Source organism: Paenibacillus sp. FSL E2-0178 (genome assembly GCF_038593005.1).
GTDB classification, from domain to species: Bacteria; Bacillota; Bacilli; order Paenibacillales; family Paenibacillaceae; genus Paenibacillus_AQ; species Paenibacillus_AQ phytohabitans.
Map to the genome: position 1 here is coordinate 3,829,857 of NZ_CP151953.1, position 26,991 is coordinate 3,856,847.

Here is a 26,991-nt window from a genome sequence, read left to right on the forward strand (position 1 = left end):
AACTTAATTAATCAATCAAATCCGACTTCTGAAGCAACCGCTGAATCAGTACGGCCACTTCCGCGCGGGTAACATTAGCCTTTGCCTCCAGCTTGCTGTCCCCGCGGCCGGTAATTAAGCCAGCCTTAGCTGCAAGCGCCAGGCTGTCTCCGGCCCAGGCGCCTATGCTGCCTGCATCTGTAAAGGCTGCAAGTACACTTGCTGTATCCACTGTGCCGGTCTGCTCTGCAAGACCTGTCAGCTTTATCGCCTTGGCGATAATGCTCATGGCCTGTTCACGTGTGATCCGGGCATCCGGACGGAAGGCTCCGTCCTCGAAGCCGGTGATCAGACCGTATTCGGATGCTGTCTCCACCGCTGCCGCATACCAGCTATCCGCTGCAACATCTGCAAACGCCGATGTTCCTTCCGCAAGCTTCAATCCCAGGCCGCGTACGATAATCGCTGCGAACTCTGCACGGGTGATGTCTGCGTTCGGGTTGAAGGTCGTTTCGTTCACACCGTTAATGACCAGACGCGATCCCATATCGTTCACTGCATTCTTCGCCCAGTGGTTGTCCACATCCGCAAAAGTCAGCGGATGCCAGACCACCGCATACGAGCTGTTCGTCAAGCTCTTGATATCTGCGTAATACCTGCCGTCTTTCCGGACGAATCTGGTCGGCACATGGCGCACTGTACCATCCGGGTCTACGACGATCCCCGTCGTAATCCGGTTAGGGTCAATACCATCCGGAAGAGCTACTGTCCGCTCCACGTAAGCATTGGACCGGCTCACTTCGACTGTCAATGTACCGTAAGTTGCGGTAACGGTGAAATCTATTGGCGGTGCAACAAGGGTGAAGCCCCCTCTGCCTGCAGCAGCTGTCACTACCTGGTTCATGGATGCCGATGTCTCGCCAATCGTAATCCGTAGTGTAATGTCCTCCAGCTTCATTCCGTTTCCGAGTCTCTCTGCCAACGCACCGATGTTGATCTCGGATGCCGGCAAAGTATAAGTCCCTTTGATTGTCTGAAGCACCAGGGTAGCTGATACATTCTCCATGTTCTTGATCATCTGGCCGTTCAGCTCTGCGATGATGATGTTGGAATCCAGCATCATCGGAATTGAAACTACAGCGCCATTCCCTTCCGCATCCAGCTTCGCTTGAAGCTTCGCCGGATCAACAGCGATAGTAGTTATCTTCAAGTTTCCGGAGGTCGTTGTTGTGGCTTTGCCCGCGTTCTCTTCCTTGCCGTTAACAAGGACGATCACATCGGTAACATTGCTTGCCGCGGAACCAGTACTGGTTCCGGTTCCCGGAATGACGGGATCGGGATCTGGTGTTACGGTATTAGCCGCCACAACAACCGCTGTTGCGCTGCCGTACTTCACTACCTTGCCGTCAGCATCCACTTCTGCTATTCCAATCCTATCGCCGTTAGCTGCAGGAATTAGACCATCGATTCCTACAAGGGTGTATCCCGTCAGGATTTCTCCAGCATTAGGTGCAACAACGCTGCCCGTGCCGAAATTCTTGTACAGCAGCTTATGTCCTGCAGCTGGCTCCGGCGTAACACTGATCTGCGTATATCCGTTATTCCCTGCACCACTTGGATCGCTGGCGCTCACGGACAAGCCCCCCGCAGGGATAAGCTCATTAATTGTAAAGGTCAGCGTAGTTGCCGGACCCGCCGGAACCGATCCGCTGGCCGCAACCCTAACCTCAACGGTGTGTTCACCGCTCAAGTCCGGCAGGTTGGTTCCGTCGTAGCGTATGAAAGTTCCGTCGTCCACTGCGAATTCCATGCTGGTGTCCAGACCAACAATCGTATTGTTCTGGTCATCCGCTGCCACTTCAGGTGCAGCCGGGATGACTGCATCCGAATCATGAACGGTAACCTGAGCAATATTAGAAGCGAATGCTGTTGACGTGGCCTTCTCCCGTACATAATACGTGTCCGGTGCAAGGCCAGTGATGATTGTGTCTGTTACATCTGTCCAAAGACCAGCGCTGCCTGTCTTGTACTCCATCTGGACTGTCAGATTCTGCAGGGTGCCATCATTCGCCCCGTTGTACGTCACATCTGTAACACTCACGCCAACCGGAGCTGCCGGACGGGCTGGAAGAGTCAATGTCTGCACTGCACTGTCTGTAGTCGTCGAGGCGTTACCTTTCTTCACGATATCCAGTAACGATCCCAGCCAGCTGCTGTCGATGGCCAAGTTACCATCCGCTGCCGCTGTTACTGGTATACCGTTCACTGTGTATGAAGCGTCCGGTGTCAGACCTCTCAGCTGCTCTGCTGCATAATCAATCTCTGCGGCCGGAGTTGCTTCCGGCGTTGCCGTGAACGACAATACCGTCAGTTGCACCGAAGCCGAGGTGAATGTCGTTGCTGTCGCTTTCGTCCGGACATAGTAGGTGTCCGGGACAAGTGCCGTTACAGTTGTGCCCGGCACATCTGTCCACGCACCTGCTGTACCCTTCTTGTATTCCATTGCAGTTGTTACGTTCGTTAAAGTACCATTGTTAGCATTCAATGCTGTTTCATCCGTTACTGTCACACCAGCCGGTGCCGCCGGACGAACAGGAATACTTACCGTCTGCGCCGCGCTATCTATAGTCGTCGAACCGTTACCTTTCTTCACAATACTCAGTGACGTGCCCAGCCAGCTGCTATCTATTGCCAGCTTACCATCTGCGGTCGCCATTACTGCCAGTGTACCGTTCAACGTGTATGCACCGTTTGCCGTCAGTCCCGTCAGCTGCTCAGATGCATAGTCTATTTCAGCTGCCGGGGTTGCTTCCTGTGTTGGCACAAACGCAGCCACCGTCACACTCTGCTCTTCTGATACAAATGCCGCTAACGTCGCCTTCGTCCGGACGTAATACGTGTCCGGCACAAGCGCTGTTACAGTTGTGCCCGCTACATCGGTCCACTCACCTGCTGTCCCCTTTTTGTACTCCATCGCTGTGGTTACGCCAGTCAATGTACCATTTTTGGCATCTATTGCTGTCTCATCCGTCGCCGCCACACCAGTAGGTGCTGCCGGACGACTTGGAATATTCACCGTCTGCGCCGCACTGTCTATAGTCGTCGAACCGTTGCCTTTCTTCACAATGCTCAGTGAAGTTCCCAGCCAGCTGCTATCTATAGCCAGCTTACCGTCTGCGGTCGCCGTTACCGCCAGCGTACCGTTCAACGTGTATGCACCGTTTGCCGTCAGACCCGTCAGTTGCTCTGCTGCATAGTCAATATCAGCGGCCGGGGTCGCCTCCGGCGTTGCTACAAACGCCACAATCGTTACACTCTGTGCTTCTGAGGCAAACGCCATCGAACTTGCTTTCGTCCGTACATAATACGTGTCCGGCGCAAGCCCTGTCGCGCTTGTGCCCGTTATACCAAGCCACGTACCCGCGATGCCCTTCTTGTATTCCATCGCCGTGGTTACCCCAGTCAATGTGCCATCTTCGGCACCAATTGCTGTCTCCTCCGTCGCCGCCACACCAGTAGGTGCTGCCGGACGAACAGGAATACTTACCGTCTGCGCCGCGCTATCTATAGTCGTCGAACCGTTACCTTTCTTCACAATACTCAGTGAAGTTCCCAGCCAGCTGCTATCTATTGCCAGCTTACCATCTGCGGTCGCCGTTACTGCCAGTGTACCGTTTATCGTGTACGAACCGCTTGCCGCCAGTCCCGTCAATTGCTCTGCCGCATAGTCAATTTCAGCTACGGGGGTCGCTTCCTGCGTCGGCACAAACGCAGCCACCGTCACGCTCTGTGCTTCCGACACAAATGTCGCAGGTGTCGCCTTCGTCCGGACGTAATACGTGTCCGGCGCAAGCCCTGTCACGGTTGTGCCTGATACACCAAGCCACGTCCCCGCAATACCTATTTTGTATTCCATCGCTGTGGTTACGCCCGTCAATGTGCCATCTTCGGCACTTATCGCTGTTTCATCCGTCCCCAACACACCAGTAGGTGCTGCCGGACGAACAGGAATGCTCACCGTCTGCGCCACGCTATCTATAGTCGTCGAACCGTTGCCTTTCTTCACAATACTCAGTGGTGTTCCCAGCCAGCTGCTATCTATAGCCAGCTGACCATTGGCGGTCGCCGTTACCGCCAGCGTTCCGTTCACCGTATATGAACCGTTAGCTGCCAGACTCTTCAGCTGCTCAGCTGCATAGTCAATTTCAGCTACGGGCGTCGCTTCCTGCGTCGGCACAAACGCAGCCACCGTCACGCTCTGTGCTTCCGACACAAATGTCGCAGGCGTCGCCTTCGTCCGGACGTAATACGTGTCCGGCGCAAGCCCTGTCACGGTTGTGCCTGATACACCAAGCCACGTCCCCGCAATACCTATTTTGTATTCCATCGCCGTGGTTACCCCAGTCAATGTGCCATCTTCGGCGTCTATTGCTGTCTCATCCATCGCCGCCACACCAATAGGTGCTGCCGGACGACTAGGAATACTCACCGTCTGCGCCACGCTATCTATAGTCGTCGAACCGTTGCCTTTCTTCACAATACTCAGCGGTGTTCCCAGCCAGCTGCTATCTATAGCCAGCTTACCATCTACTGTCGCCGTTACTGCCAGCGTACCGTTCAACGTGTATGCACCGTTTGCCGTTAGTCCCGTCAGCTGCTCAGCTGCATAGTCTATTTCAGCTGCCGGCGTCGCTTCCGGCAATGCCGTGAACAACGATACAGTTACCGTCATCGGCGAACCGCTGATCGTGTATCCGCTTGGCGAATTTACCGCCACCGATACGTCCCCTTCAGTTGTTACTGAAGTAAGCCCGATGCTCCAATCTGTCCCTGATCCGCTTAACGTACCTTTTACCGCAGACCCTGTACCATCCGTAATTGTGATATCGTCTGCCGTCAGCCCGGCAATCGCAGTATCGAAGGTCAGATCAATTTTCGTCGATGTTGTTGTTCCGGCTACGCCGTCAGCTGTCGCTGACAGCAGCGCAACCGGAGTGGAAGGCTCTGTATCAAACAATTTACCAATTATTCTATAATGAGTGGCATCTGTATTATCTGTTTTGATCAGAACAACTTTATCGGCAAAGGCCGGATACAAAGCGAATTTCGGATAATATTCCACATCGAACATCCAGCTGTCTTCATCATATCCCTGAAATACCACCGGAGCGGAATCCACTGGCTGATCCGATGTTAGGACCAGATTACCGTCGTAGTCATAGTAATTCAGGTAAGCATACTGGGTCCCTGACCATTCTGTACCGTAATTGTATGCATCGTTGATGGCAGCATTGGAGATGGGATCCGTGCTTACTGTTACGAATCCGGGCTGTGCACCATCCTTATAGACTGCAGCCGAAGCTTCACCCAGATAGCCGTTGACCTCAAATCCGCCTTGGCTGTTCCCCTCATTGTCATATAAAGAGACCGTGGATCTGTCATTCACCCAGTAATATTGGCTGAACATGAAATTCCCGTTGTTCAGCGTAGACAGATACAGTTGTTTCTCATTCGTTCTTGCTCCTACATCAATTGTTCTTAAGAGCGTTCCGCTGTTACTGAATATCTTCAGATAGATGTAATCGGCTGAAGCTCCTGAATTGTAAGCAACCATATATACGCCATCCCCGGCGGATACATAAGACATACTCGCATTATATTTCACTAGAAGGGTTTCGCTTGAAACAGGTGTCCCTCCAACAGTGAACACACGCGTAGCTGTGCTAACATTATCATTTCTCTGCCAGGAAAAGGCTATATTGCCGTCCGACAATTCCGTTGCCGATACAAAGCGTGTAAGCTGCGGAAGACTAGCATCACTAAATGTATTTATCTGAGTCTGGGTGGTTACTTTGTGCCCCGCTTTATCAAGCACCATGAAATAGGTATTAGGAGTGCTCTCCGTAACTGTGCCCAATTGCAGATTATTTTCGCCCGAGTCACTTTTGTTGTACGTAATTAATAGATTACCGTTATTTAGCACAAGCATATTTACGTCCGTCATTTTGTAATAAGTATCCATCAAACTGCTCAGATTAATATCCGTTATGAGCATTCCCGTATTATCAAATATCCTCAGAAAATTAGATGAAACGTAAGTATTGCCTTCATAAACAAATGAGTTCAGCAATACTGCTGTGCTTCCGTCCGGAAGACCCTGGGCAGCAGAAAGATTTTTGCCTGCACTGTATGTAACCGGAGGCTCAATCACAAAATCCGTTGTTTCATTAAATGAAGGCACGGCAGCGTAAGCCCGGAGTGACATAATAGGCAGCAGCCCAAGGATTAACACTAGAGCCAAACCTATCTTGCCTATCTTTTTTAACATTTCGTTCCTCCTTGTCGAATGAGTATCTCTTTATAAATTGATAACGTTTCCGTATGAGCGCACAACAAAAACTCTTAGTCTACTTTATCGACATTTCGTATGAATAAGTTTAATTTTCGACAAACAATCGTAGTAATTAGTCTGATTCACATGACTTTTATTATTGCTTTATAACAAAAAGACCCAAGCATCCATGCCCAGGTCCTATGTCTATATCTATTCCGGGGTAACCCTATCATTGGATTCCGCATTTACTTTTGGTTCCTCTTTTTGGCATCTGCAAGTATTTATTGCTATAGTAGAATGGTGCCTGGCATGTGATCAATCAGAAGGTCATCATAATTAACTATGGATGGGGAGGGCTTCCTTTGCAAGAGCTGTTTAAGACGATCATCAAGCAAGACGTGAAACCTTTTTTCTCCGCACAGGGCTATCGTACAAAAGATCTGAATTTCTACAAAACAGAAGGCCAACTCAGCTATAAAATCAATATCCAGAAATACAAGTACAATACACACAAGCAACTCAGCTTCTATGTGAATTACAGTCTTCATTCCGAAGAGCTGGCGCAATATAGGCCTGCTTCGTCTCTGGGCTTGCCTCACTTCTATGTCCGGATCAGGAACATCGTCCCCGCCGCCCCGGAACGCTACTTCCTGACGCCGGAGGTAGATGTGGACAAGTTCACGGCAGACCTGCTGCTCCATTTGGATCAGGGTCTTCAATTCTTGTACACCTTAACCGATGCCAGGGCCATTATTGAATACTATATGCAGCGGACAGCACTGCATTTAAGTGAGGAGACCTTGGGGTTCCTGCTGGATACAGGGGATACAGAGACTGCGGAGCAATACCTGAAGCAGCTCCAAGCGAAATACGGCGCCGAGAAGCGCTGGGCGATCTTGGAGAAGAAGTATGCAGCGGTTTGGGAGAAATACGGGCTGAAGCTTTAGCGTTAGCACATTGGGTTCGGTTTTTCGCATACATTCGGCCCGTGCGCACTCGCACCAACCCTACACAAATAAAAGGGCTTCCCGCTCTCGTAAGGAGACGCCGGGATAGCCCTTGTTCAATATACATCTATCTGCACAGGTCAGGATAGATTCTCCGACATCAGTGTAAACCCTTCAATTACAGCATCCTCATCAATCTCAATCAGGATACAGCGTTTCCCCTGATAATTCACCTGTCTCACATACTTCAGATCCTGCGGGCTGACCGTAATCGAAGCTACCTTTGTATCGATCTTGATCGATTTGGACGTGAATTTCGGGATCACGCTGTTTGCTTTCATCTCATAATTCTTATCGTCGACGATGGTTTCGAACGCGCGCTCTACCTTCTCCATCGTCACTTCCTCTACGCCGCTTGCCTTCAGCACACGCTCTACATCCCGGTAATCGAGCTTCGGCGGCTCTTCCTCATCCTCATGGTCCTCGATGACCTGATGAATACTTTCATATACCTGCGCAATGGTCGCCACATCGAGTTGTTCGCCCGTTATTTCCTTTACGATATCCTCAAAGATGGATCTCTCTTCCATGGCTGTCACGGACCGCTCCGCATTCAGCACCTGTTCGATGAAATGAGGGTTCGGATTATTCGAGCTCCCTGTACAATACAGGATACGATTAATATCCGAATAGTTGTCCGTTACACTCGGGTAGAAGAAACCTTGCTCCGGCGTGCTAAGCTTGATGATCGGATCAACCATCACATTATATTTGAATTCCCGCTCCACGTAATCGAACAGGAGGGTTTTGCGCTGCTGCTCCGTGGAGTTCACACTGCATAGGATGAACGGATGTGAGAACATCTCATCCTTGCCGGTTTCTTCGGCTTCATCATTCCGGGCCTTGGTCGGCCGGAAGTATTGTCCGCGGACAAACGTGATTACCGCATCCTTCTCATACTTGACGTCCACCAGCATTTTATCCACCAGCATCAGCATCAGGTCCTGCCATTCTTCCGGATCTCCCGTTACCAGCCCCTGATGAAGCATGACCTGCGACGGCTCCTCCGCTTCTTCAAGGAACTTCAGCTCGAACAGTTTATGATCCAGCTCCCCGGTCAGCAGTTTCCGGAAATTCGCCATATACAGCTCCTGCTTTTCGCGGTCCAGCATGGCGAACGGCTGGCGTTCACAATGGTAGATCTCATTGGTTTCCTTCATAATATACACGTTCAGAATATCGAACAGATGCAGCTGATCGTGGTCCATCTTAAATTGCTTACGTATATGTGCAGCTTCTTTCTTTATCATGTTCTGGGCACAGCTCCTATGAAATAAATTGGTTTAATCAGTATAAACGATATAAAAACCCTTCGCCAGAAGGGTTTTTATTGCCGGTTCTGTTCAGTTGTGTACACACGCCACAGGAATCTACGGTTCCGGTTCACTCTGACTGCTGTTGTCTCTGCCCCTGCCGCTCAATCATCCCCAGATAGCGGTCAAGCTGCTGCTCTTCCAGAGAGGCGATCATATCAGCAAAGGGCTTCAAGTCCCGATTCACAGCATAGGCTTCTAGTGCATTGAAGTAATCCAGCCGGGATTCCTTGGCAATAGAGACAGGAAGATAACCGTGGGCCAGCAGTTGATAGTTCATAATCAACCGCGAAGTTCTGCCGTTCCCATCGGCGAACGGATGGATACGCACGAATTCGGCATGGGTCCATGCTGCAAGCTCAATAACGTTGGTGACATCCTTTTCAGCTAAATCAGCGTAAAAGTTTTGTACCTGGCGGTACATTTCACCCGGTACTGGTGGTGTATGGGCCGCTCCAGATATATATACCTCTACATTCCGGTAGATACCGCCCACCATTATATTCTCAGTCAGTACAGCATGAATATCTTTAATAATGCCTTCATCCAACGGTTTTCTCTGATCAATGCAGGCTTTAACATACTGGTAAGCTTTATTATGATTAATGACCTCGTAAATTTCCCGCAGCATCTTGCCGCCTACAGACACCCCTTCCTCCAAAACCACCTTGGTTTCCAAAAGGGTTAACGTATTCCCTTCAATGGCAGTTGAGTTATGCGTATATTCCAGTTCGAAAGCCTGCACATAGCTTTTTACAGTGATTTCCGGAAGTGTGTCTTTGGCTTGTTCATATAAATCTTTTTTGCGCATTAATTCAGGGTAGCTCATCCTGCCTGCTCCTTTCCTTCGCTTAACTATCTTAAAAAAGAAATAGACCGCCCTAATCCAAAGGAAACGGTCTATCTCCTAACTGTTATTTTGAAGTCTCCACCCTTAAAAAGGGCTATATAATATGAATAAGAAGTCGCGCCCGATGCACGTCTCTCTTTGCATTTTACTCTATTCCTGCCTTTACTATACCACAACCGGTTTTTATAAATAAATATATATACGTCCAACTACTCTAGGAAAAACTCCCCTTCATTATTGCCCCGTTCCTCTACCGCCACCTGCGCCCCCCCGGCCACCTCCACCGCCGAACCCGCCTCCGCGTGATTCCGTGATTTCAGTGATTTGTTCGCCATTGACCGTGACAGTGCCGCCATTCAGTTCAGCTGTACCATCTGCATCAAAAGCGGAAGTCGCTTCTACATTAAGGGTCCCGCCATTGATATAGATGTCACCATTTGAATCAAAGGCATCCGTATCCCCGCTAGCCATACTTACATCAATCGTACCGCCGTTGACTACAATCGATGCGCCGGAACTAACTTTGGGTGTAGCATTTATACCGTCATCAGTCGCATACAACGTAATCTGACCTTCATTTACGATAATGTTGTTTGCCTCGATACCTTCTACTGCACTCTTAATGTTGATGATCCCGCCATCGATTTGCACCAGGTTGTTGCCGGTAATGGCATCGTCAGCAGCAGTGATTGTTAAGGTGCCACCTTCGATATAGATATTCCCGAGGGTAGTATCCTCTTCGTTCTCGCTATGCAATCCATCCTTCTGTGTATCAATCGTGATCGTTCCATCATGGATCAGAATCGCATCATTCGCTTCTAATGCATCCGCAGAGGACTCTATGGTATACACGCCTCCGGTAATTTTGAGATCATCCTTGGAAGAGATCCCATTTCCTTGACTCGACACAATGCCTAAGGTTCCGGTTCCATTCAGGGTCAGATCTGCTCTTGAGAAAATAACCGCATCCAGATTGGTTTCCCCGTCCGCCACATAGCTTCCGGATACCTGCATATAGTTCTCACTGTCCGTGGAGGTAACGAATACCTTATCCGCTGCTTTCACATAAATGGCAGGTGCATCTTCATTGGTTATACTCACACCGTCAAGAACGATCTGAACTTTGGCATCGTCGGCAGCCTCAACCGTTACCGTCACATTGTCCACATCACCACTCAAAACATACACGCCTTCCTCACTCAGTGTCACATCCTGATTGCTCTCCAGGTTCATTGGTGTTGCAGCAGTAAGATCCGCCGCCTGTTCTAAATCCCGGTCACTGAATAATTCCGTGGTGTCCAGAGCGGAAACGGCAGCCTCCGGTGATTCAACAACAGCACCTTCTGCTGCGGATGTTGCGCTTGGTGACACGGTTTGAGCTACAGATGGAGTGGTTGCAGCAGCAACCCCGCTGCCCTCTTGTGTATTAGAGCATCCCGCGGCGGATACAGTAAGTAATGCGGCGAGAGCAATGACGCTTATGCTGTTCAGCTTTATCATTTTCATGTATTAACACTCCTCGTATAGTTAGTAGTTATCCATAGGCTGTTTATCGTTCAATAAGCATTAACGCTACCTGACTTATTCCAAGCATAAGCCATAACACTTAAATCAAACTTAAACCGCGAAAACTAAACTATATATGACAATAGATGTCATTCCTATACTCTATAATGAAGCTGTAATCAACAAAGGAGGTAATAACGAAATGACGGATTTACGTGGGAAAATCGCTTTAGTAGCCGGAGCTACCAGGGGAGCTGGCCGGGGGATCGCTACCGAGCTAGGGGCAGCTGGCGCAACGGTATATGTGACAGGAAGATCGACGCTAGCCCAACGTTCCGAATATGACCGTCCTGAAACCATAGAAGAAACGGCTGAGCTTGTCACCCAGGCTGGCGGTCACGGAATTCCGGTTCAAGTCGATCATCTCGATCCTGCCCAGGTAGAGAAATTGGTGAATCGCATTGAGCAGGAGCAGGGCCGGCTTGATATTCTCGTGAATGATATATGGGGCGCCGAAAAGATCATCGAATGGAATGTTCCGTTGTGGGAGCATTCCCTTGAGAAGGGGCTGCGGATGTTACGGCTCGCGATAGATACCCATCTCATTACAAGCCATTTTGCGCTCCCTCTTCTGATTAAGAATAAGAATGGGTTAATTGTAGAGATGACGGACGGAATCGCTGAATACAACAATCAGAATTACCGGGTGTCGATGTTCTATGATCAGGCCAAAACCTCCGTGACCCGTATGGCCTGGGCTCTTGCCCAGGAGCTTAAGCCTTATGGCTGTACAGCGGTGGCGCTCACGCCAGGCTGGCTTCGTTCAGAAATGATGCTCGAACACTATGGGATACAAGAAGATAACTGGCGGGATGCTTCTGCCAATGAGCCTCACTTCATCATCTCGGAATCCCCACGTTATGTAGGCCGGGCCGTCGCTGCGCTTGCTCAAGACCCCGAATTATCCAGATGGAACGGACGGTCACTCTCAAGCGGAGAGCTGGCGCAAGTCTACGGGTACACAGATATGGACGGCTCCCAGCCGGATTGCTGGCGTTACATGGTTGAGGTCGTAGATGCCGGTAAACCGGCGGATGCTGAAGGCTACAGATAAAATACAAAAACCCGGACGCTGAACGCATCCGGGTCTCCTTATATCAACCTGCCCTATACTGATTCTGGAACAGCAAATCATAGGCATCGTTCCGGTTAAACAGGTTCTCATGGGTATCGAAGGCTGCGACCCTGCCCGCTTGCAGAACCATTACCTTGTCGCAGTCCAGAATGGAAGATAGACGGTGCGCAATGGAGATCATGGTTTTCCCGGAGGAAAGACTCTTGAGTTCGCTAATGATGTCACTCTCATTCTCGCTGTCCAGCGCGCTTGTGCTTTCGTCGAAAATAATGATCTCCCTGTCCTGCAGAAAAGCACGGGCAATCGATAACCGCTGTCTCTGGCCCCCGGAGAGCTTCACACCCTTTTCTCCAATGATCGTATCCAATTGATCCGGCAAGGTGTCAATGAAATCATATATACTCGCCCTGCGGCAGCACTCGATCAATTCCGCGTCGGTTGCCCCGGCCTTGGCCAGCAGCAGGTTGTCTCTGATCGACATATTGAACAGAACGGGTTCCTGCACAACAATACTCACTTTGTCGGACACACTCTCACTGTTCACCGAAGAGATATCTGTGCCGCCAATGCTTACTGTTCCCCCTTGCGGTTCCATCTGCCCTGTCAACAGCTTGGCGATGGTGGATTTGCCGCTGCCGCTTTGTCCAACGATCGCCAGATGCTCCCCCTTACCCACAGAGAATGATATACCGTCAAGCGCAAATGAATCGTTCCCCTCATAGGCAAATTTCAGCTGGTTAACATTGATATCTGTTCCTTCAATCTTCTTATAGGGCTTCTTAGCTGCTTCTATATTTAGAAGCCCGATCACTTTACCGATACTCACCGAGTCATTCTTGAAGTTCATCATGGAATTACTAATGTTCTCGATGTATCCGAAGAACTGCCCGTAAAAGCTGATAAACACAAGCAGCACACCAACCTCCGAGTAGCCTTTGATGACAAATAATCCGCCGATAAAATAGATGAACAGCTGGGTAATGAAATTCTTGGTGAAGAACGAATAGGTAATTCCCAGATGCATATAGAGCTGGTTAAGAAACCACACATGCCTGATCTTCTTGTAATGTCCGTTTAGCTCATCCAATTGGGTGTCTTCAAGATTATTGGTTTTGATATCCTTCCAGTTTTGAAAATTGGAGTGTAAAAAGGATTCATATTGAATCTGCAGTTTCCAGAGCTCCTCTCCGGTTAGCTTCGCTTTCCCTCCCAGAAAATTAACCGTTACCAAAGAGACCGGAACAAAAATAAAACTGATGAGCGCAATCCGCCAGTCATAGCACAGCAAAATCACTGCCAGTGCAACAGCGTAAACCACAGCGTAGATAAAATCTAAGATATGCGTCTCGAAAAATTTCCCGGCAATTGCCGAATCGTTCTCAATCCGGCTCTTAACATCGCCAATGCTATATTGGCTATATTCATCATGTTCAAGGCTGATAAGCTTCTTGAGCAGTTTATTCTTGATTCTCAGATCATACTTCAGCATCAACTGGTTGGAAAACCGCTTACTGACGGCGATCCCGGTTGTAGTAAGCAGGAAAACCGCCAGATATCCGCTGATGATTAGCCAAAGCTCATTCAACTGCTTATCTACCAAAACGCGGTTAACCAATAACGAGTACAAGAACAGGGGGATCAGCCCGAATACTAAGCTCCATATCTTGAACATCCCCAGTGCAAGGAGCGGTTTTCGGATACCGTCTATATCCCGGGTTAAGGCCTTATACGTGTCCCATCGTTTCATACAGCTTCACCACCTCCTGCATACTGTTCGCTGAATAAGTCTATGTATGTTGGATTGCTCGTAATCAGTACGTCGTGAGTATCGTAGCCTTTGACAACACCGTCCGCTAACACCGCAATTCTATCACAGCTCTGGATGGTGGAGAACCGGTGGGCGATGATGATCAGCGTCCGGTCCTGCGAAAGCTCACGCATTACCTTCCGGATCAGCGCTTCGTTCCGGCTGTCGAGGAAGGATGTAGCTTCGTCGAAGATCAGAATCTTCGGATTCTTGACTAATATCCTTGCGATTGCCAGACGCTGCTTCTGCCCGCCGGATAATTCCTGTCCGCCCGTCCCCAGCAGAGTATCCAGTCCGTCCGGAAAGGTCATGACCACATCATACAGAGCGGCCTTCTTGATCGCTTCCATCAGGGCTTCATCATTATCCTTATGATTTGTAAATGAAAGATTGTAACGCAGGGTCTGATCGTACAGAATAGTCTCCTGATGGACAATCCCCACCTGGCTCCGCAAGCTATGCAGGTTATAGTCATTAACATTCACACCGTCGATCAGAAGCTCGCCGCTGTCCACTTGATACAGATTGTAGAGCAGGTTACCCATCGTTGTTTTACCCGCGCCGCTCCTTCCGACGATGCCAATCGTGCTGCCTGCATCGACGCGGAGATTGAACCCGTTCAGAACCTGTCTGTCTTCACTGTATCCGAAGGTGACATTATTAAATTCAATCAGGCCCTCTTTTATGGGCTGCGGAGGCTGGTTTTCCTGGTAATCCTCTTCATCCTCATTCAGAATATCCACGACACGCTGCAGGGAGACTCTCTGCCCCCAGACATCGGTAATTTTGCCGTTAATGGAGCTGAAGTAATTCACGGCCATATTGAAATAGCTTATCGCGGCTACAAACACACCGAGCTGCATTTTGCCTTTAACAATGAAATAGGCGCAGATGACAAATATGAGCAATTGTGCGGCAAGCGTGATGAATGCATTCACCCTTTCTGTGGTCACTCCGATTCTTCCGTTTTCCACATTCATTTTATTAATGGCAGCCGTTTTCCTTAGATAAGTGCTTGTTACTTTTTTACCAGCGTTAAGGATTTTGACGTCCTGCAGATTCTTCACAATTTCGAATAAATACGAGGATAGCTTACCCTGTTCCGCCCGAAGCTCCTTGTTGACCTGTTGCGCTCTGGTCTTGAAATATTTCGAGGCAAAAAACACGGCGGGAACCAGAACAACCGTAAAAGCGCCCAGCAGTATATTGTAGTAAAACATAAAACAGACAGCGAATAGGATATGCAGCAAGTTGGAGTATCCCCACAGTCCGCTCCAGAAGACGAGATTCATAATATCCGTAGCGTCGTGGTTCATCCGGCTGATCATATCCCCGCTGTACATCCCGGAGAGGTCTTTGCCTTTTTTATGTAATATCTTGTTGAACAGAGCCCGCCGGATATCGAAGACAAACCCGGTCATCATCTGCGACGAAATAAGATTGTTTAACGTTGCAACCACAAACTGATTGAACAAGAGTATGCCGGCATAGATCAGACATAGATCCAAAAAGGCGCTCATGTCCTTATCATAAAAAGCGATATTGATCATCTTCCCGCCCAGGAACGGATAAATCAGGTTGACCATCGTCATTAACGTAGTGATCATGAACCCGCATAGAAAAACCCATTTGTGCATCAGCATAAATTTCATGACCCATTGCCTCTTTGTCATAGACTCACGCAGCCCCTTCCATATATTCACAAACGAAATTGTAGCACAAATGTTCGTATGAAAGAAGTGATAAAAACACCTGCCAATGACAGGTGTTTATGAAGCAACAACCAGCTAAATCTAATAGAATCTATTGGGATTGGCACCGCTCAGGCCAGCAGGGCGCGGGCTACCTGATCCACAATGCAATTGATGCCTGTCGGCCCATAGCAGCCGATCCATGTAGCGGCATCCACCGGGTATATACGCTGCCGTTCATCTGCATCCAGCAAGCCCCGGACGTTCTGCTCGGTCACAGCCAGGTCATCCTGCAGCAGCTCGTTGCTTAGCCAAAAGTAGTGGCTGGCATGTACTGCCGGCAGCCTGTCGACGGAAATATGATACGCCGTGTCGGAGGTATCTGCGACAAATAGCGGAGCAGGCAGACCCAGGTCCCGGTAGAGCACAGCGCCTGTGCGGTGCGAAGCCGTATGTACGCGGACCAGTGACTCCCGCGGGCGGATCAGAGCCACGCTCTTGCCTGCCAGCACCGGGGCAAGCTCTTCTGAGAGCAATGCCGTGCGGCGAAGGTAATCGGCAATAATACGTTCCGCCTGGGCCCGCTTGTCCGTCAGTTCACCGAGCAGGCTCAGAATCGTCTGCCAGCTCTCGTTGCGCCGAAACATGATAGTGGGAGCAATCCGGCTTAAGCGTTCATAATGCGGATCATGCACCTCGGTACAGATAATCAGTTCCGGCTGCAGCCGTTCCACAGCCTGCAGGTCCGGGTACTCGTAGGTTCCGAGCATTTCCGTTGCCTTAAGCCTTTCCCGGATATATTGGGGGAATTTCAACACTGCACCGCCCAATCCTACACTTCCTGCGGGTGACAGCCCAAGCGCAAGCAAATGGTCAGCATATTGAACATCGAGTACAGCGATTCGCTGCGGAGAAGCAGTGACGTTATAATCGCCCCGCATATGACTGATCACCGGGTCCGGCAGCCCGGAATACGCAGCGCCCGCACCGGGCACTGAAGCGGCAGTCCGCCTGTAGAGCTGCGGGGGGACTCCATAATATTTCTTGAACGCCCTGCTGAAGTAATACATGTCGCGGTAGCCTGTTCTTTCAGCGATTTCGCCGATGGAGGCATCCGTATGACGCAGCATCCGTTCTGCGCTCTCCATCCGCAGCCGGATCACATATTCCATCGGCCCGAGCAGCTTCTCCTGCTTGAACCGCCGCTGCAGCTGTCTTGCACCGCATCCGGCAAGCGCAGCCAGCTCTTTAAGCTCCAGCTCCTGACGGTAATGCCCCGCTATATAGGCAGCAACAATCTCCACCATATCCGGCTCCGCGCCGCCCTGACCGCGTTCATGCTCCATAATAAGCTCGTACAGCATTCCTTGCAGCAGCGTATTGGTATGGAAGCGTTCCAGCCCTTCTCCCCGGCTCCATTTGGCTATGAGCTTGTCCGCTGTCTGATGCAGCTCCGCCGGATGCGCGGGATGATGAATAAACGAAGTGCGCAGCGGGTGGTTGCGCTGCGGGAACAGTACACGGGCGGCTCCCGCCATTGGAACAGCCTTGTAGAGAATAACGGTATAATGAATGTTCTCCGGTCCGGCAGTCATCGTAAATGCCGACCCCTTAACAGCGTGGCAGACAAAAGAGGCCTGGATACGGCGAACCTCGCCATTCATCACAAGCCTCCCTTCCCCGCCGCCTGCCAGCAATAACAGATTGGCTGACAATCCCGCTTCGCGCAGAACACCGCCGGGCGGCAAAGTACCGCTGCGTACGTCAAGCGTCTTGATCGCCGTATCACTCCATAAACTTGCCTGCTCCTGCAGCGGCATTTCTCTCATCTCCTGACAATAGCATCCTCTGCTAGACGGACGTGCCTGTTGTCATTTTAATTGAGATTCATTCTCATTGTCAATTTTCGGGCATTTCCTGCAATACTCCCCTGACATCCGGTAATAGAAGCAGCAGGTGCTGCGCTTGTTCTTCGCAACCGTCGTCTCGTCATTATGCTCTATGAACCGGGTAAACGGATTGCGCCTTGACCCAAACAACTCTCCGGGGGCCATCCGGGTCAGAAATGCGAAATCGGCTTGCATCCGCTGCCTGTCTTGCCCGGATTCGTCTGTTCCAGGAGAATATAGCGGGGCAATGCGCACCATAATATTCTCCCAAAGCACCGCCATCGGAACGGGTCCTATGGCGGCAAGGGTCTGCAGCAGCGGGGCAAGCTGTACCGCAAAAATCTCCTCTATAACCGTCTCCCGCCACGCCTCCCTGTCTTCCGGTGGGGAGGCTGTTCGAAGCCCGTTCACCGCCAGGAAAGGAAAATGCGTATCCCCTTTAAACTCCGGGGAAGCCGGATGATAGAGGAAGCTTGTGTCCAGCGGGAAGGAGACTTCCCGGTTATGAAAGGTCATCGCAGTCAGCAACGGCGCGATCCACAGATAGCCGATCCGCTTAGCCAGCATGGAAGCCGCAACCTGCATATCGGGCGCGCCGATATAATCCTTAAGCCAGCTTACATATTCGCGGCATGGCGCTTCTTCATGCAGCTGGCTCAGAGCAATCGTACGGACGCTGTCTTTAGGCGGACCGCCCAGCCACAGACGGTACTCTTCCGCCAATTGCTTCCAGGAGGCCGACGACAGATAGTGGTCCATTTCAATGCGATCCCAGCAGCGCTTCCGCGGCCTGATCTACAATAATATTGAGCGCAAGGGGGCCATAGTAAGCGATCCAGAGTGTTGAATTCACGTCATAGGCACGGTTATTTTTGACTGCATCAAGTGATTTCCAGACCGGGCTGCCTGCCAGAGCCTCTGCCTCTTTGGCGAACAAATCATCCGACAGCAGGAAATAATGATCTGCTCCGACATCAGCGACTGTCTCCATCGAAATTTCAACGGAAGTGTCATCTTTAATCTCCTGAACGAAGGCCGGGGCCTTTAACCCCAAATCCTCATAAAGAATGCTTCCGGTCCGGTGTTCGGGACCATGTACACGGATACCCTCCGGTCTCGGACGAATCAGCGCTACGGTTTCATCGCCCAGCTTCGCTGCCAGCTGCTCCCGCAGTCCGGTGATTTTGTCCCCGTAAGCCTGACGCACGGTCTCTGCCTCCGCCTGCTTACCTGTTATCGTACCGATGACAGCCAGCGTATCCCGCCAATCCTCGTAGAAGTCGAGCACCACTGTAGGCGCAATTTGGCTGACACTGTCATATACCTCCTCCTGAAAGTCGGTCATCAATATAAGATCCGGATTCAGCGCCACAATAGCCTCAAGATTGGGCTCATCCCGTGTGCCAAGGACCTTCACATCACCCAATTGGGCGTTCAAATATTCCGGGAATTCGTCCTTCGTCCCAGCCACAACGCTGCCCGCCGGGCGCTCGCCAACCGCTATCAATTGATCGACGAATTTCACATCAAGCGCTGCAATCACCTTCGGCTTCTCCGTCAGTGTATATTCGCCCTTCAGGTGTGTGATCGTTACCGGAAAAGCCGAAGCAGCCTGCGCCTCTGGCGACGACTGCACCTCTGTATCAGGTGACGCAGACGACTCCGCTGAAGCTGCTGCAGACGGCTGCGCTGCCGTACCTCCATTAGTGTCTCCTCCAGTACCGCAAGCCGTCAGCACAAGTACCAGTACCAGCATCCATACCATTAATAGTCCTGATTGCCGGGCGGCGTATATCCTGCTGCCGGTTGCCTGCCTCTTTGCTGCTCTTTTCATGCTGACTCCCCCTTTGTATGTGATAATGATTTTCATTATCATATTTGTAAAGTGAGTATAATCGATCTGCCTGCTCCGTTTCCATGTACTTTTGCGACATTGCAGCCGGATTAATGCGACATTGTGTTTCATAGGAGCCCGGATCTCCAAGCTCTGCTCACTTCGTAAGACAATCGTAATACTTAGCTTAGAGAATCGTAAGCTCTCTTGCTTATGCTGTTCATGTAATCAAATAAAACGATGGAGTGTGATTAACATGGTTAAAGGTAAACCAGGCAAAAGGTTAATGATGACGGCGGTATTGGTGCTCTCTCTGGCGGTGTCCGGAATAGCCGGTGCGGCAGGAATGAAAACGATGAAAAAGAACGGCATGGAGCTAGTGAACTTAAGACAAGCGGCCGGGATGTACGGCTATAGCATCGAGTGGAACAGCAAAGACCGGTCCGTATCCCTGGTGTACATGGACAAGATGATGGATGACGGCAAGATGATGGACGACGACAAGATGATGGACGACGACAAGATGATTGATGACGGCATGAAGCCGATGGGCAATATGATCAAGGTATGGATCGGATCGAAAAAGATTATGGTCGACGGTATGGCTGTCAGCCTGAATATGGCCCCTGCTCTCTACGATGGCAGCACTTATGTGGTGGACATGGTAGTTGCAGACTACATGAAGCCTGCCAAGGCTATGAAATAAGACGGACTGAGCTACCATCACCATATGCTATGATGGAGTCAAATGTATTTTTCCGGATATGGGGTGGGTTAGGGTGAATGAACGAATACTGGTCGCTGATGATGATTCAAATATTACCGATGTGTGCCGCAGGTATCTTGAACGGGAAGGTTACCTGGTGATCACCGCCAAAGACGGATTAGAGGCGCTGGAGCTGTGGCGTAGTCAGACTCCCAGCCTGATTGTGCTCGATCTGATGATGCCGCATAAGAATGGCTGGGAAGTATGCAACGAGGTTCGGCAGACTGAAGATGTCCCGATCATCATGCTGACGGCCCGCGGGGAGGAACAGGACCGTCTGATGGGGCTGACGATGGGGGCTGACGATTATTTGACCAAACCCTTCAGTCCAAGAGAACTAGTGCTGCGTGTGCAGGCGATCCTGCGCAGGATGCGGGTGGTTCAGGCATCGCCCGTTACCGCCGCTGAACACACCATTAAGTATGAAGGACTTACCGTGGACGTAGCGAAGCGTACGGTGGAGATCAGCGGGCAAGTGATTGACTTGACGGTTACAGAATTCGAGATGCTGTACTTGCTGGCAAGTCATCCTGGCCAGGCGTTCTCGCGGACCCAGATTCTGAGCAAAATATGGGATTTCAGCTACGAAGGAGATACCACAACAGTTACCGTTCATATCCGGAGATTAAGAGAGAAGATCGAACAGACTCCCTCTGATCCGAAATATATCAAGACGGTCTGGGGAATAGGCTATAAGTTTGCGGGGGATGGCATCTAATGAAACTGCGTTCGTATTTATTGTTGTCCAGCCTCACGGGGATTGGCGTATTACTCATCTGTTTATTCGTCAGCTACTCCAAAATGCTCCTCACCATCGATCAATTCTATTGGTTGTCCGGTATAACGGCCGGGGTAGGCTTGCTCTCCTTCATCCTGCAGCATTTGCTGACACGGCCGTTAGAGAAATCCATTGCACGGATTACACAGCAGACTGTGCGAATTGCCGAAGGGGATTTCCATACCGAAGTCCCCTTAATCGGCCCGCAGGAGTTCACGCTATTGGCACAGCAATTCAATGTAATGAGCTTCAAGCTGAAGGAAAGCTTCGACAATCTGCACCATTCTGAATCCGCGCGGCGGGAGCTGATTGCGAATGTCTCCCACGATCTGCGGACCCCCCTCGCCTCCATTCAATCGTTTGTTGAAGCGCTGGAGGACGATGTCATCCAGGATGAGGTTACCTTTCAACGTTATCTGAATACCATCCGGCTGGAGACGAAGCGGCTCGGGGGGCTGATTCATGATCTATTTGAATTATCCAGTCTGGAAGCCAAAGGTGAAATCTTCGACCCGCTGCCTTGTCATGCCGATGAGCTGCTGATCAGTACGCTGGAGAGCTTCTCGTTTCACCTCGCGGAGAAGAAGCTGAACGTGGAGATTGATCTGCCTGATAAACTGCCTGCCGCTCTGATGATGCCTGCGCAGATTAAGCGGGTCTTGTCCAATTTATTGCAGAATGCCATTCAGCATTCACCTGTGGAAGGAAAGGTCATTCTGGCTGCCGCTGAAGAGGGTCAATACCTGCGAATCTCAGTGACCGATGAAGGCCAGGGAATTGAAGCGGAGGAGACCGCACGTATATTCGAACGGTTCTACCGGATTGATAAATCACGCAGCAAGAACAACGGGGGTGCCGGTCTGGGCCTCGCCATCGCACAGTCGATTGTTGAGCTTCATGGCGGCGCAATTGGGGTGCACAGTGTACAGGGAGCAGGCAGCTGCTTCTGGTTCACCGTTCCCATCTATACCAGCCGATAAGCCTTAGGGTCAGAGTAAGCAGCATTTATTAAGGTGGTGACTGATTTGGCCGGTGATTCTATATTTCTGTTCGGCGTATTCGGCGCAGGGCTGTTATCGTTTTTTGCGCCATGTATTCTGCCGTTGCTTCCGGTATATGTGTCTTATCTGTCAGGAAGCCTAGCGGACGGCACGAATCAGGGAGTGGCTGACACCAGCTCCTTCCGGTTTCGTTCCAGTTTTATGATGCGGACGTTGTTGTTTGTGCTTGGACTTTCTGTAGTCTTCATCTTACTCGGTTTCGGTTCCGGCATCCTGGGCAATATCATATCCAGCCCGAGATTCATTGCCATCTGCGGAGCCATCGTTATCTTATTCGGGATCTATCAGACAGGCTTAATCAAGTTATCTTGGCTGGAACGGGAAAAAAAGCTATCCAGCAATCGTGTTACAAAAGGCGGATATATAGGTGCCTTCCTGCTCGGTCTGACGTTCAGCTTCGGCTGGACTCCCTGCATCGGCCCGGTACTCGCAGGCATTCTCAGCATCGCTGCCGGTGAAGGCTCTCCTGCTTATGGAGGCTTCCTCATGTTTCTGTATACGCTCGGTTTAGCTATCCCCTTCCTGGTCGTGTCCGTATTCTCGGAAGTTCTGGTGAAGCGGATTCGCCGCTTGTACAGATTCATGGGAGGAATCAAAATCGCGTCCGGCTGTATGCTGATTATAATGGGACTGCTGCTCATGACAGACCGGCTGAATACGATTGTCGGCTGGATTCAATAAATCGCTAGGAGGGTTAGCTATGAGGAGTGCGTGGAAATGGATGGGATATGTCCTCGTGATTGGCGGAATGCTGTCGCTCCTGATGGCCTGTGGTACGAAGCCGAACGCGCCCGCCGGAAATACCGGCTCCCCCGCTGCAATGGACAAAGGAAAGCCTGCACCTGATTTTGCATTACAGGATCTGAAGGGTAACTCCCTTCAACTGTCGGATCTACAGGGTAAGAAAGTGTATGTGAAGTACTGGGCTTCCTGGTGTTCCATCTGTCTGGCCGGACTTGAGGACCTCAATGCCTTGGCCGGGCAAGAGAATGATTTCCAGGTGATCACGATTGTTACACCGGATGCCAAGGGAGAAAAGTCTTCCAAGGAATTCACGGAGTGGTTCAACAGACAGTCTTATGACAACTTAACCGTACTTTTGGATGAGGATGGGGTATGGGCCAAGAAATTTGAAGTCAGGGCATTCCCTACCTCCTTTTATATTGATGCAGACGGAAATCTAGTGAAATCACTCCCGGGTCATGCTTCCAATGAGCAAATTACCCAGACCTTCGGGGAAATGACGTCCACGGCCCGCACTGTCAAGACCACTGCCATTGCCGATAAGGATCTGCACAGCCTGTATCTGGCGGGCGGCTGCTTCTGGGGTGTGGAGGCCTATATGTCCCGCATTCAGGGGGTTCAGGATGTAACCTCGGGTTATGCCAACGGGGAAGGCGAGAATCCGGCCTATGAAGATGTCATTCGTGGAGACCGGGGGTTCGCAGAGACCGTTCATGTGAAATATGATCCGAAGCAAGTGACGCTGCAGCAATTGCTGGAGTCTTATTTCAAAGTGGTTGATCCTACCAGCCGGAATAAGCAAGGCAATGACAGAGGCGTTCAATATCGGACTGGAATCTATTATTCGTCCCCAGAGGATGCAGCCATCATTCAGCAGGCCGTAGATCAGGAGCAGGCGAACTATGATAAGCCGATCTTAACCGAGGTTCTGCCTCTGAAAAACTATTATCTGGCCGAGGAGTACCATCAGGATTATCTGGAGAAGAACCCGAACGGATACTGCCACATTGACTTAAGTATTCTGGATGAGCAAGCGGTTGTAATTGATCCTGTCCAATACCCGCGCCCCTCCGATGAACAATTGAAGGAACAATTAACCGCCGAACAGTATGCGGTCGCTGTCAACAATGATACCGAACATGCCTTCAGCAACGAATACTGGGACAATTACGAACCCGGCCTGTATGTCGATATCACGACAGGAGAGCCCTTATTCACCAGCCGGGACAAATATGATTCCGGTTGCGGATGGCCCAGCTTCACGAAGCCGATTACCCCGGAGGTGGTAACTTACACCACAGACACCAGCTTCGGCATGGAGCGCACCGAGGTCCGCAGCCAATCCGGCGATATCCACCTGGGTCATGTGTTCGATGACGGCCCCGAAGACCGCGGCGGCAAACGCTACTGCATCAACAGCGCCTCCATCCGCTTCATCCCCCTGGACCAGATGGAAGCGGAGCATTACGGGTATTTATTGGGGCTGGTGGAGTAGATCAAGTGGAAATTTATACAGATTCTTAAAAAGATCGCCCTCCCTACGCTCAAGAGAGCCGTGTGGAGGGCGATTGTTATTTGTTATTTGTTATTTGTTATTTGTTACTTAACCCCAATATTGCAGGGCAATCTCTTGTCCTTGTCTAATCTTCGCCCACTGCTCATCTTCCGTTAATTCATTACCGCCATCGCAAGACGCGAACCCGCATTGATGGGACAGTAACAATCTGTCCTTATCAATAATTTTTGATGCTTCATCCAGCATTTGAACTACACGGGCCTCATCGTCAAGCGTATTCGTTTTGGAAGACAGCAATCCAAGTACAATTTCCGTCTCCGGTTTATCTTTGAACACCGCCAGCGCCTCCAGAGAGCCTGCACGGTCATCATCCCATTCCAGGAAGAAGCGGTCATACTTCAGCTGCTTCAGGAACAGATTCGCAATCTTGGCATACGAGCCGCCGCCCATATTACGGGAATCGTAGTTGCCGCGGCAGTTATGCGTCCACATTTTGAGGCCTAAGCTATGACCATAATCAATAATGGTGTTGTTGATGTCAATAAATTCTGCAGCCAGACCCTGTACTTCCTCATGATTGATTTTCTCGCCGGTAAATGGAGAGTTCGGGTTATCATCGGCAAATAACTCCCATAAGCAATCGTCGAATTGCAGAATTTGTCCTCCTGCAGCAGCGAATTCCCCTACAAAATCCTTATAAGCCTTAACCAGACCGTCTTTCAGCTCATCTTTGTCCTTATACACTCCTGTACTGCCAATGTTATCCGACCAGGACAGCTCACCAAAAATATGGGATGGCGAAGGTACGCACAGCTTGGTCTCACGGTCGCCGGCAAGAGCCTGAAGCTTCTTATAGGCATGAATGAAATGATGGTTCTTTCCGCCTAATTCACCTGTAATGCGCAGACCGATATCTTTTCTGGTCTCATATTTGGAAGCTCCATCTATATCTCTGAAGAAATATCCATGATCCGCGATATAGCGGTCAATCCCCTGGAAGCCCCAGACGAAGTCCAGATGCCACATCGATTTGGAATATTCCCCATCCGTAAGAATGGACAACCCATTGTCTCTTTCTTTATCCACTACGGCCTGAATGGCCTCCGATTCACACTTTTCATACCCCTGAAAGTCCTGGTAAAAGGGATACTGGATATCATCACGGTGTTCAATCTGCTGTTTATATTCTAATAGCTCCGCCGGACGCAGCAGGCTGCCTACGATTTGAAATCTATTGCACATATATAGTCCTCCTCTATTCTCATACATCTCTTTCTCTTGTGTCTAAATTCTAGCATGGAGGACTTAGAGGTACGTAACACTTAAAAATGATATCTGGTTATAGTCAAAAGGTATAGTAAGGATCTGTTATGTAGTGTCCGTACCATTTTTCCTCTGTGCCGACACAAATAGACTTTTCCCGGTGTGAATTCTAATTGAAAGCCCATGTGTAATTTGCTAATATTAATGGCTGATTGGGATTTCTAGGACTAATGACTCATGATGATCAAGGAGCAGCTGGGCCGGCTGGAGAATGGTGCGGTCCGGTTTGCCATTAAAGATAACGGCAGGGAATATCGTCCAGGGCTGCCGGAAGATTGGCAGAGGGCAGATGTGGCTAAAAAAGAATAAGGAGGTGAACATATGCTTCGGGCGATAATTGTCGATGATGAACGGCTTTCACTTAATCAGCTTAGCTGGGTTCTGTCCGAGAGCGGAGAGGTCGTGATCTGCCAGACCTTCCAGAATCCGGTGAAGGCCTATGAATATGCCAGGGACAACCCTATCGATATTGCTTTTCTGGATATTTCCATGCCGGAGGTAAGCGGGATGAAGTTATCCCGGCAGCTTCATGAGCTATATGAGGCCATGGACGTGGTATTCGTTACCGGCTATGAGGAATATGCACTTCAGGCGTTCGACGCCAGCGCAACTGACTATCTGCTGAAGCCGGTTTCTGCGGAACGGGTGAGACAGACTCTGGATAAAATAAGGAGGCGGCCGAGGCGGCCGGAGGTGGAGCCTGTGCTGGAGGTATGCATGTTCGGCGGCTTTAAGCTGCTACACCCCGGACCGGACAGGAAGCCTCTCAGGCTGAGGAGCCCCAAGACGGAGGAGCTGTTCGCTTATCTCCTGTACAAACGCTCCGTCAGCCGTGACGAGATCATGGACACCCTGTGGGGCGGGTTTGAATCCGGGAAGGCAAGCAACAACCTGAATAGCAATCTGTATTATATCCGCAAAGCTATCAGTGAAAGCGGGCTTAAGGTATGCCTGCTGCCTGACCGGAATGAGGTACAGATTGTGGAGAATTCCCTGTCCTGTGACCTGTATGCATTCGAGCGTTTGCTGAGAGAAATCAGAATGAACCGGGACGGGCATACGGAATTACTGAAACAGGCAGCAGCTTTGTATACCGGACCTTTTCTTAAGGGTAAAACCTACGAATGGGCCAGCACCAAGGCGCGCCGCCTGGAGCAGGATTATATAGAGCTGCAAGAGTTGGCCGCCCGTATCTATCTCGAGCAGCATCAGATGGAGCAGGCACTGCAGGCATATGATGAAATCCTCCGGATCGACGCCCTGCGCGAGGATATCGCCGGACAGGCCATCCGGCTGTTGATCGGACTCGGAAGAACAAGCGAGGCCATCCGGCGGTACCGCAAGCTGGAGGAAGTTCTGCTGCAGGAGCTGGGAACACAGCCGGGCACCCCCATCCGTGAGCTAATGCATAGATTAAACAGATAAGCAGAAAGTTTATATAAGCAGACAAAAGCCGAT

Annotated in this window: 19 protein-coding genes; 9 read left to right on the forward strand and 10 right to left on the reverse strand. The window is 50.4% G+C overall.

Annotated features, from left to right (window positions below; genetic code table 11):
• Positions 1-7: 7 nt before the first annotated feature.
• Positions 8-6,307, reverse strand: coding sequence for an S-layer homology domain-containing protein (locus MHI42_RS16680; protein WP_342424506.1), 6,300 nt, complete (start codon positions 6,305-6,307; stop codon positions 8-10).
• A gap of 368 nt (positions 6,308-6,675) precedes the next feature.
• Here MHI42_RS16680 and MHI42_RS16685 point away from each other — a divergent pair, with 368 nt between their 5' ends.
• Positions 6,676-7,260: a DUF4304 domain-containing protein gene (locus MHI42_RS16685; RefSeq protein ID WP_076248900.1), complete on the forward strand. Its 585-nt coding sequence runs from the start codon at positions 6,676-6,678 to the stop codon at positions 7,258-7,260.
• A 140-nt stretch (positions 7,261-7,400) separates the two neighbouring features.
• Here the strand turns inward: MHI42_RS16685 and MHI42_RS16690 are convergent, their stop codons facing one another.
• The 3 genes from MHI42_RS16690 to MHI42_RS16700 form a co-directional block, all read right to left on the reverse strand.
• The gene (locus MHI42_RS16690; RefSeq protein WP_076248902.1) at positions 7,401-8,570 is read right to left on the reverse strand and encodes a DUF4317 domain-containing protein; all 1,170 of its coding nucleotides are present in this window, start codon (positions 8,568-8,570) and stop codon (positions 7,401-7,403) included.
• A 133-nt stretch (positions 8,571-8,703) separates the two neighbouring features.
• Positions 8,704-9,462, reverse strand: coding sequence for a Fic family protein (locus tag MHI42_RS16695; RefSeq protein ID WP_342424507.1), 759 nt, complete (start codon positions 9,460-9,462; stop codon positions 8,704-8,706).
• Positions 9,463-9,717: 255 nt separating this feature from the next.
• Positions 9,718-10,989, reverse strand: coding sequence for a carbohydrate-binding domain-containing protein (locus MHI42_RS16700; protein ID WP_342424508.1), 1,272 nt, complete (start codon positions 10,987-10,989; stop codon positions 9,718-9,720).
• 202 nt (positions 10,990-11,191) lie between these two features.
• Between MHI42_RS16700 and MHI42_RS16705 the strand changes: the two genes are divergently transcribed.
• Positions 11,192-12,103 (forward strand): SDR family oxidoreductase, encoded by a 912-nt coding sequence (locus MHI42_RS16705; RefSeq protein ID WP_342424509.1) that lies wholly within the window; start codon positions 11,192-11,194, stop codon positions 12,101-12,103.
• A gap of 43 nt (positions 12,104-12,146) precedes the next feature.
• Here MHI42_RS16705 and MHI42_RS16710 read toward each other — a convergent pair whose 3' ends face one another.
• The 5 genes from MHI42_RS16710 to MHI42_RS16730 all read right to left on the reverse strand — a co-directional run bounded on the left by MHI42_RS16710 (position 12,147) and on the right by MHI42_RS16730 (position 19,345).
• Positions 12,147-13,871 carry an ABC transporter ATP-binding protein gene (locus tag MHI42_RS16710; RefSeq protein ID WP_342424510.1) on the reverse strand — a complete coding sequence of 575 codons (1,725 nt, stop codon included), beginning with the start codon at positions 13,869-13,871 and terminating at the stop codon, positions 12,147-12,149.
• Positions 13,868-15,583 (reverse strand): ABC transporter ATP-binding protein, encoded by a 1,716-nt coding sequence (locus tag MHI42_RS16715; protein WP_342424511.1) that lies wholly within the window; start codon positions 15,581-15,583, stop codon positions 13,868-13,870. Before MHI42_RS16715 ends, MHI42_RS16710 begins: the two co-directional genes overlap by 4 nt.
• A 170-nt stretch (positions 15,584-15,753) precedes the next feature.
• Positions 15,754-17,442, reverse strand: a complete 1,689-nt coding sequence (locus MHI42_RS16720) for a helix-turn-helix domain-containing protein (protein WP_342424512.1) — start codon at positions 17,440-17,442, stop codon at positions 15,754-15,756.
• 51 nt (positions 17,443-17,493) lie between these two features.
• On the reverse strand, positions 17,494-18,270 hold the full coding sequence (locus tag MHI42_RS16725) for an IucA/IucC family C-terminal-domain containing protein (RefSeq protein WP_342424513.1): 777 nt from the start codon (positions 18,268-18,270) through the stop codon (positions 17,494-17,496).
• Between the two features lies 1 nt (position 18,271).
• Positions 18,272-19,345 carry an iron-siderophore ABC transporter substrate-binding protein gene (locus MHI42_RS16730; protein WP_342424514.1) on the reverse strand — a complete coding sequence of 358 codons (1,074 nt, stop codon included), beginning with the start codon at positions 19,343-19,345 and terminating at the stop codon, positions 18,272-18,274.
• A gap of 256 nt (positions 19,346-19,601) precedes the next feature.
• Between MHI42_RS16730 and MHI42_RS16735 the strand changes: the two genes are divergently transcribed.
• From MHI42_RS16735 to msrAB, 5 genes are all read left to right on the forward strand, one after another.
• Positions 19,602-20,051: a stalk domain-containing protein gene (locus MHI42_RS16735; RefSeq protein WP_342424515.1), complete on the forward strand. Its 450-nt coding sequence runs from the start codon at positions 19,602-19,604 to the stop codon at positions 20,049-20,051.
• Between the two features lie 73 nt (positions 20,052-20,124).
• Entirely contained in the window at positions 20,125-20,829 is a 705-nt protein-coding gene (locus tag MHI42_RS16740) for a response regulator transcription factor (RefSeq protein ID WP_042133522.1), read from the forward strand.
• Complete coding sequence (locus MHI42_RS16745) at positions 20,829-21,869, forward strand: ATP-binding protein (RefSeq protein WP_342424516.1); 1,041 nt, start codon at positions 20,829-20,831, stop codon at positions 21,867-21,869. Before MHI42_RS16740 ends, MHI42_RS16745 begins: the two co-directional genes overlap by 1 nt.
• A gap of 36 nt (positions 21,870-21,905) precedes the next feature.
• Positions 21,906-22,631, forward strand: coding sequence for a cytochrome c biogenesis protein CcdA (locus MHI42_RS16750; protein ID WP_342424759.1), 726 nt, complete (start codon positions 21,906-21,908; stop codon positions 22,629-22,631).
• Between the two features lie 19 nt (positions 22,632-22,650).
• On the forward strand, positions 22,651-24,189 hold the full coding sequence (gene msrAB, locus MHI42_RS16755) for a bifunctional peptide-methionine (S)-S-oxide reductase MsrA/peptide-methionine (R)-S-oxide reductase MsrB (protein ID WP_342424517.1): 1,539 nt from the start codon (positions 22,651-22,653) through the stop codon (positions 24,187-24,189).
• Between the two features lie 108 nt (positions 24,190-24,297).
• Here msrAB and MHI42_RS16760 read toward each other — a convergent pair whose 3' ends face one another.
• Entirely contained in the window at positions 24,298-25,452 is a 1,155-nt protein-coding gene (locus MHI42_RS16760; protein WP_342424518.1) for a cobalamin-independent methionine synthase II family protein, read from the reverse strand.
• 258 nt (positions 25,453-25,710) lie between these two features.
• Between MHI42_RS16760 and MHI42_RS16765 the strand changes: the two genes are divergently transcribed.
• Positions 25,711-25,842, forward strand: a complete 132-nt coding sequence (locus MHI42_RS16765) for a hypothetical protein (RefSeq protein ID WP_281365913.1) — start codon at positions 25,711-25,713, stop codon at positions 25,840-25,842.
• A gap of 12 nt (positions 25,843-25,854) precedes the next feature.
• Positions 25,855-26,958, forward strand: a complete 1,104-nt coding sequence (locus tag MHI42_RS16770; RefSeq protein ID WP_171719118.1) for a response regulator — start codon at positions 25,855-25,857, stop codon at positions 26,956-26,958.
• Positions 26,959-26,991: the final 33 nt, after the last annotated feature.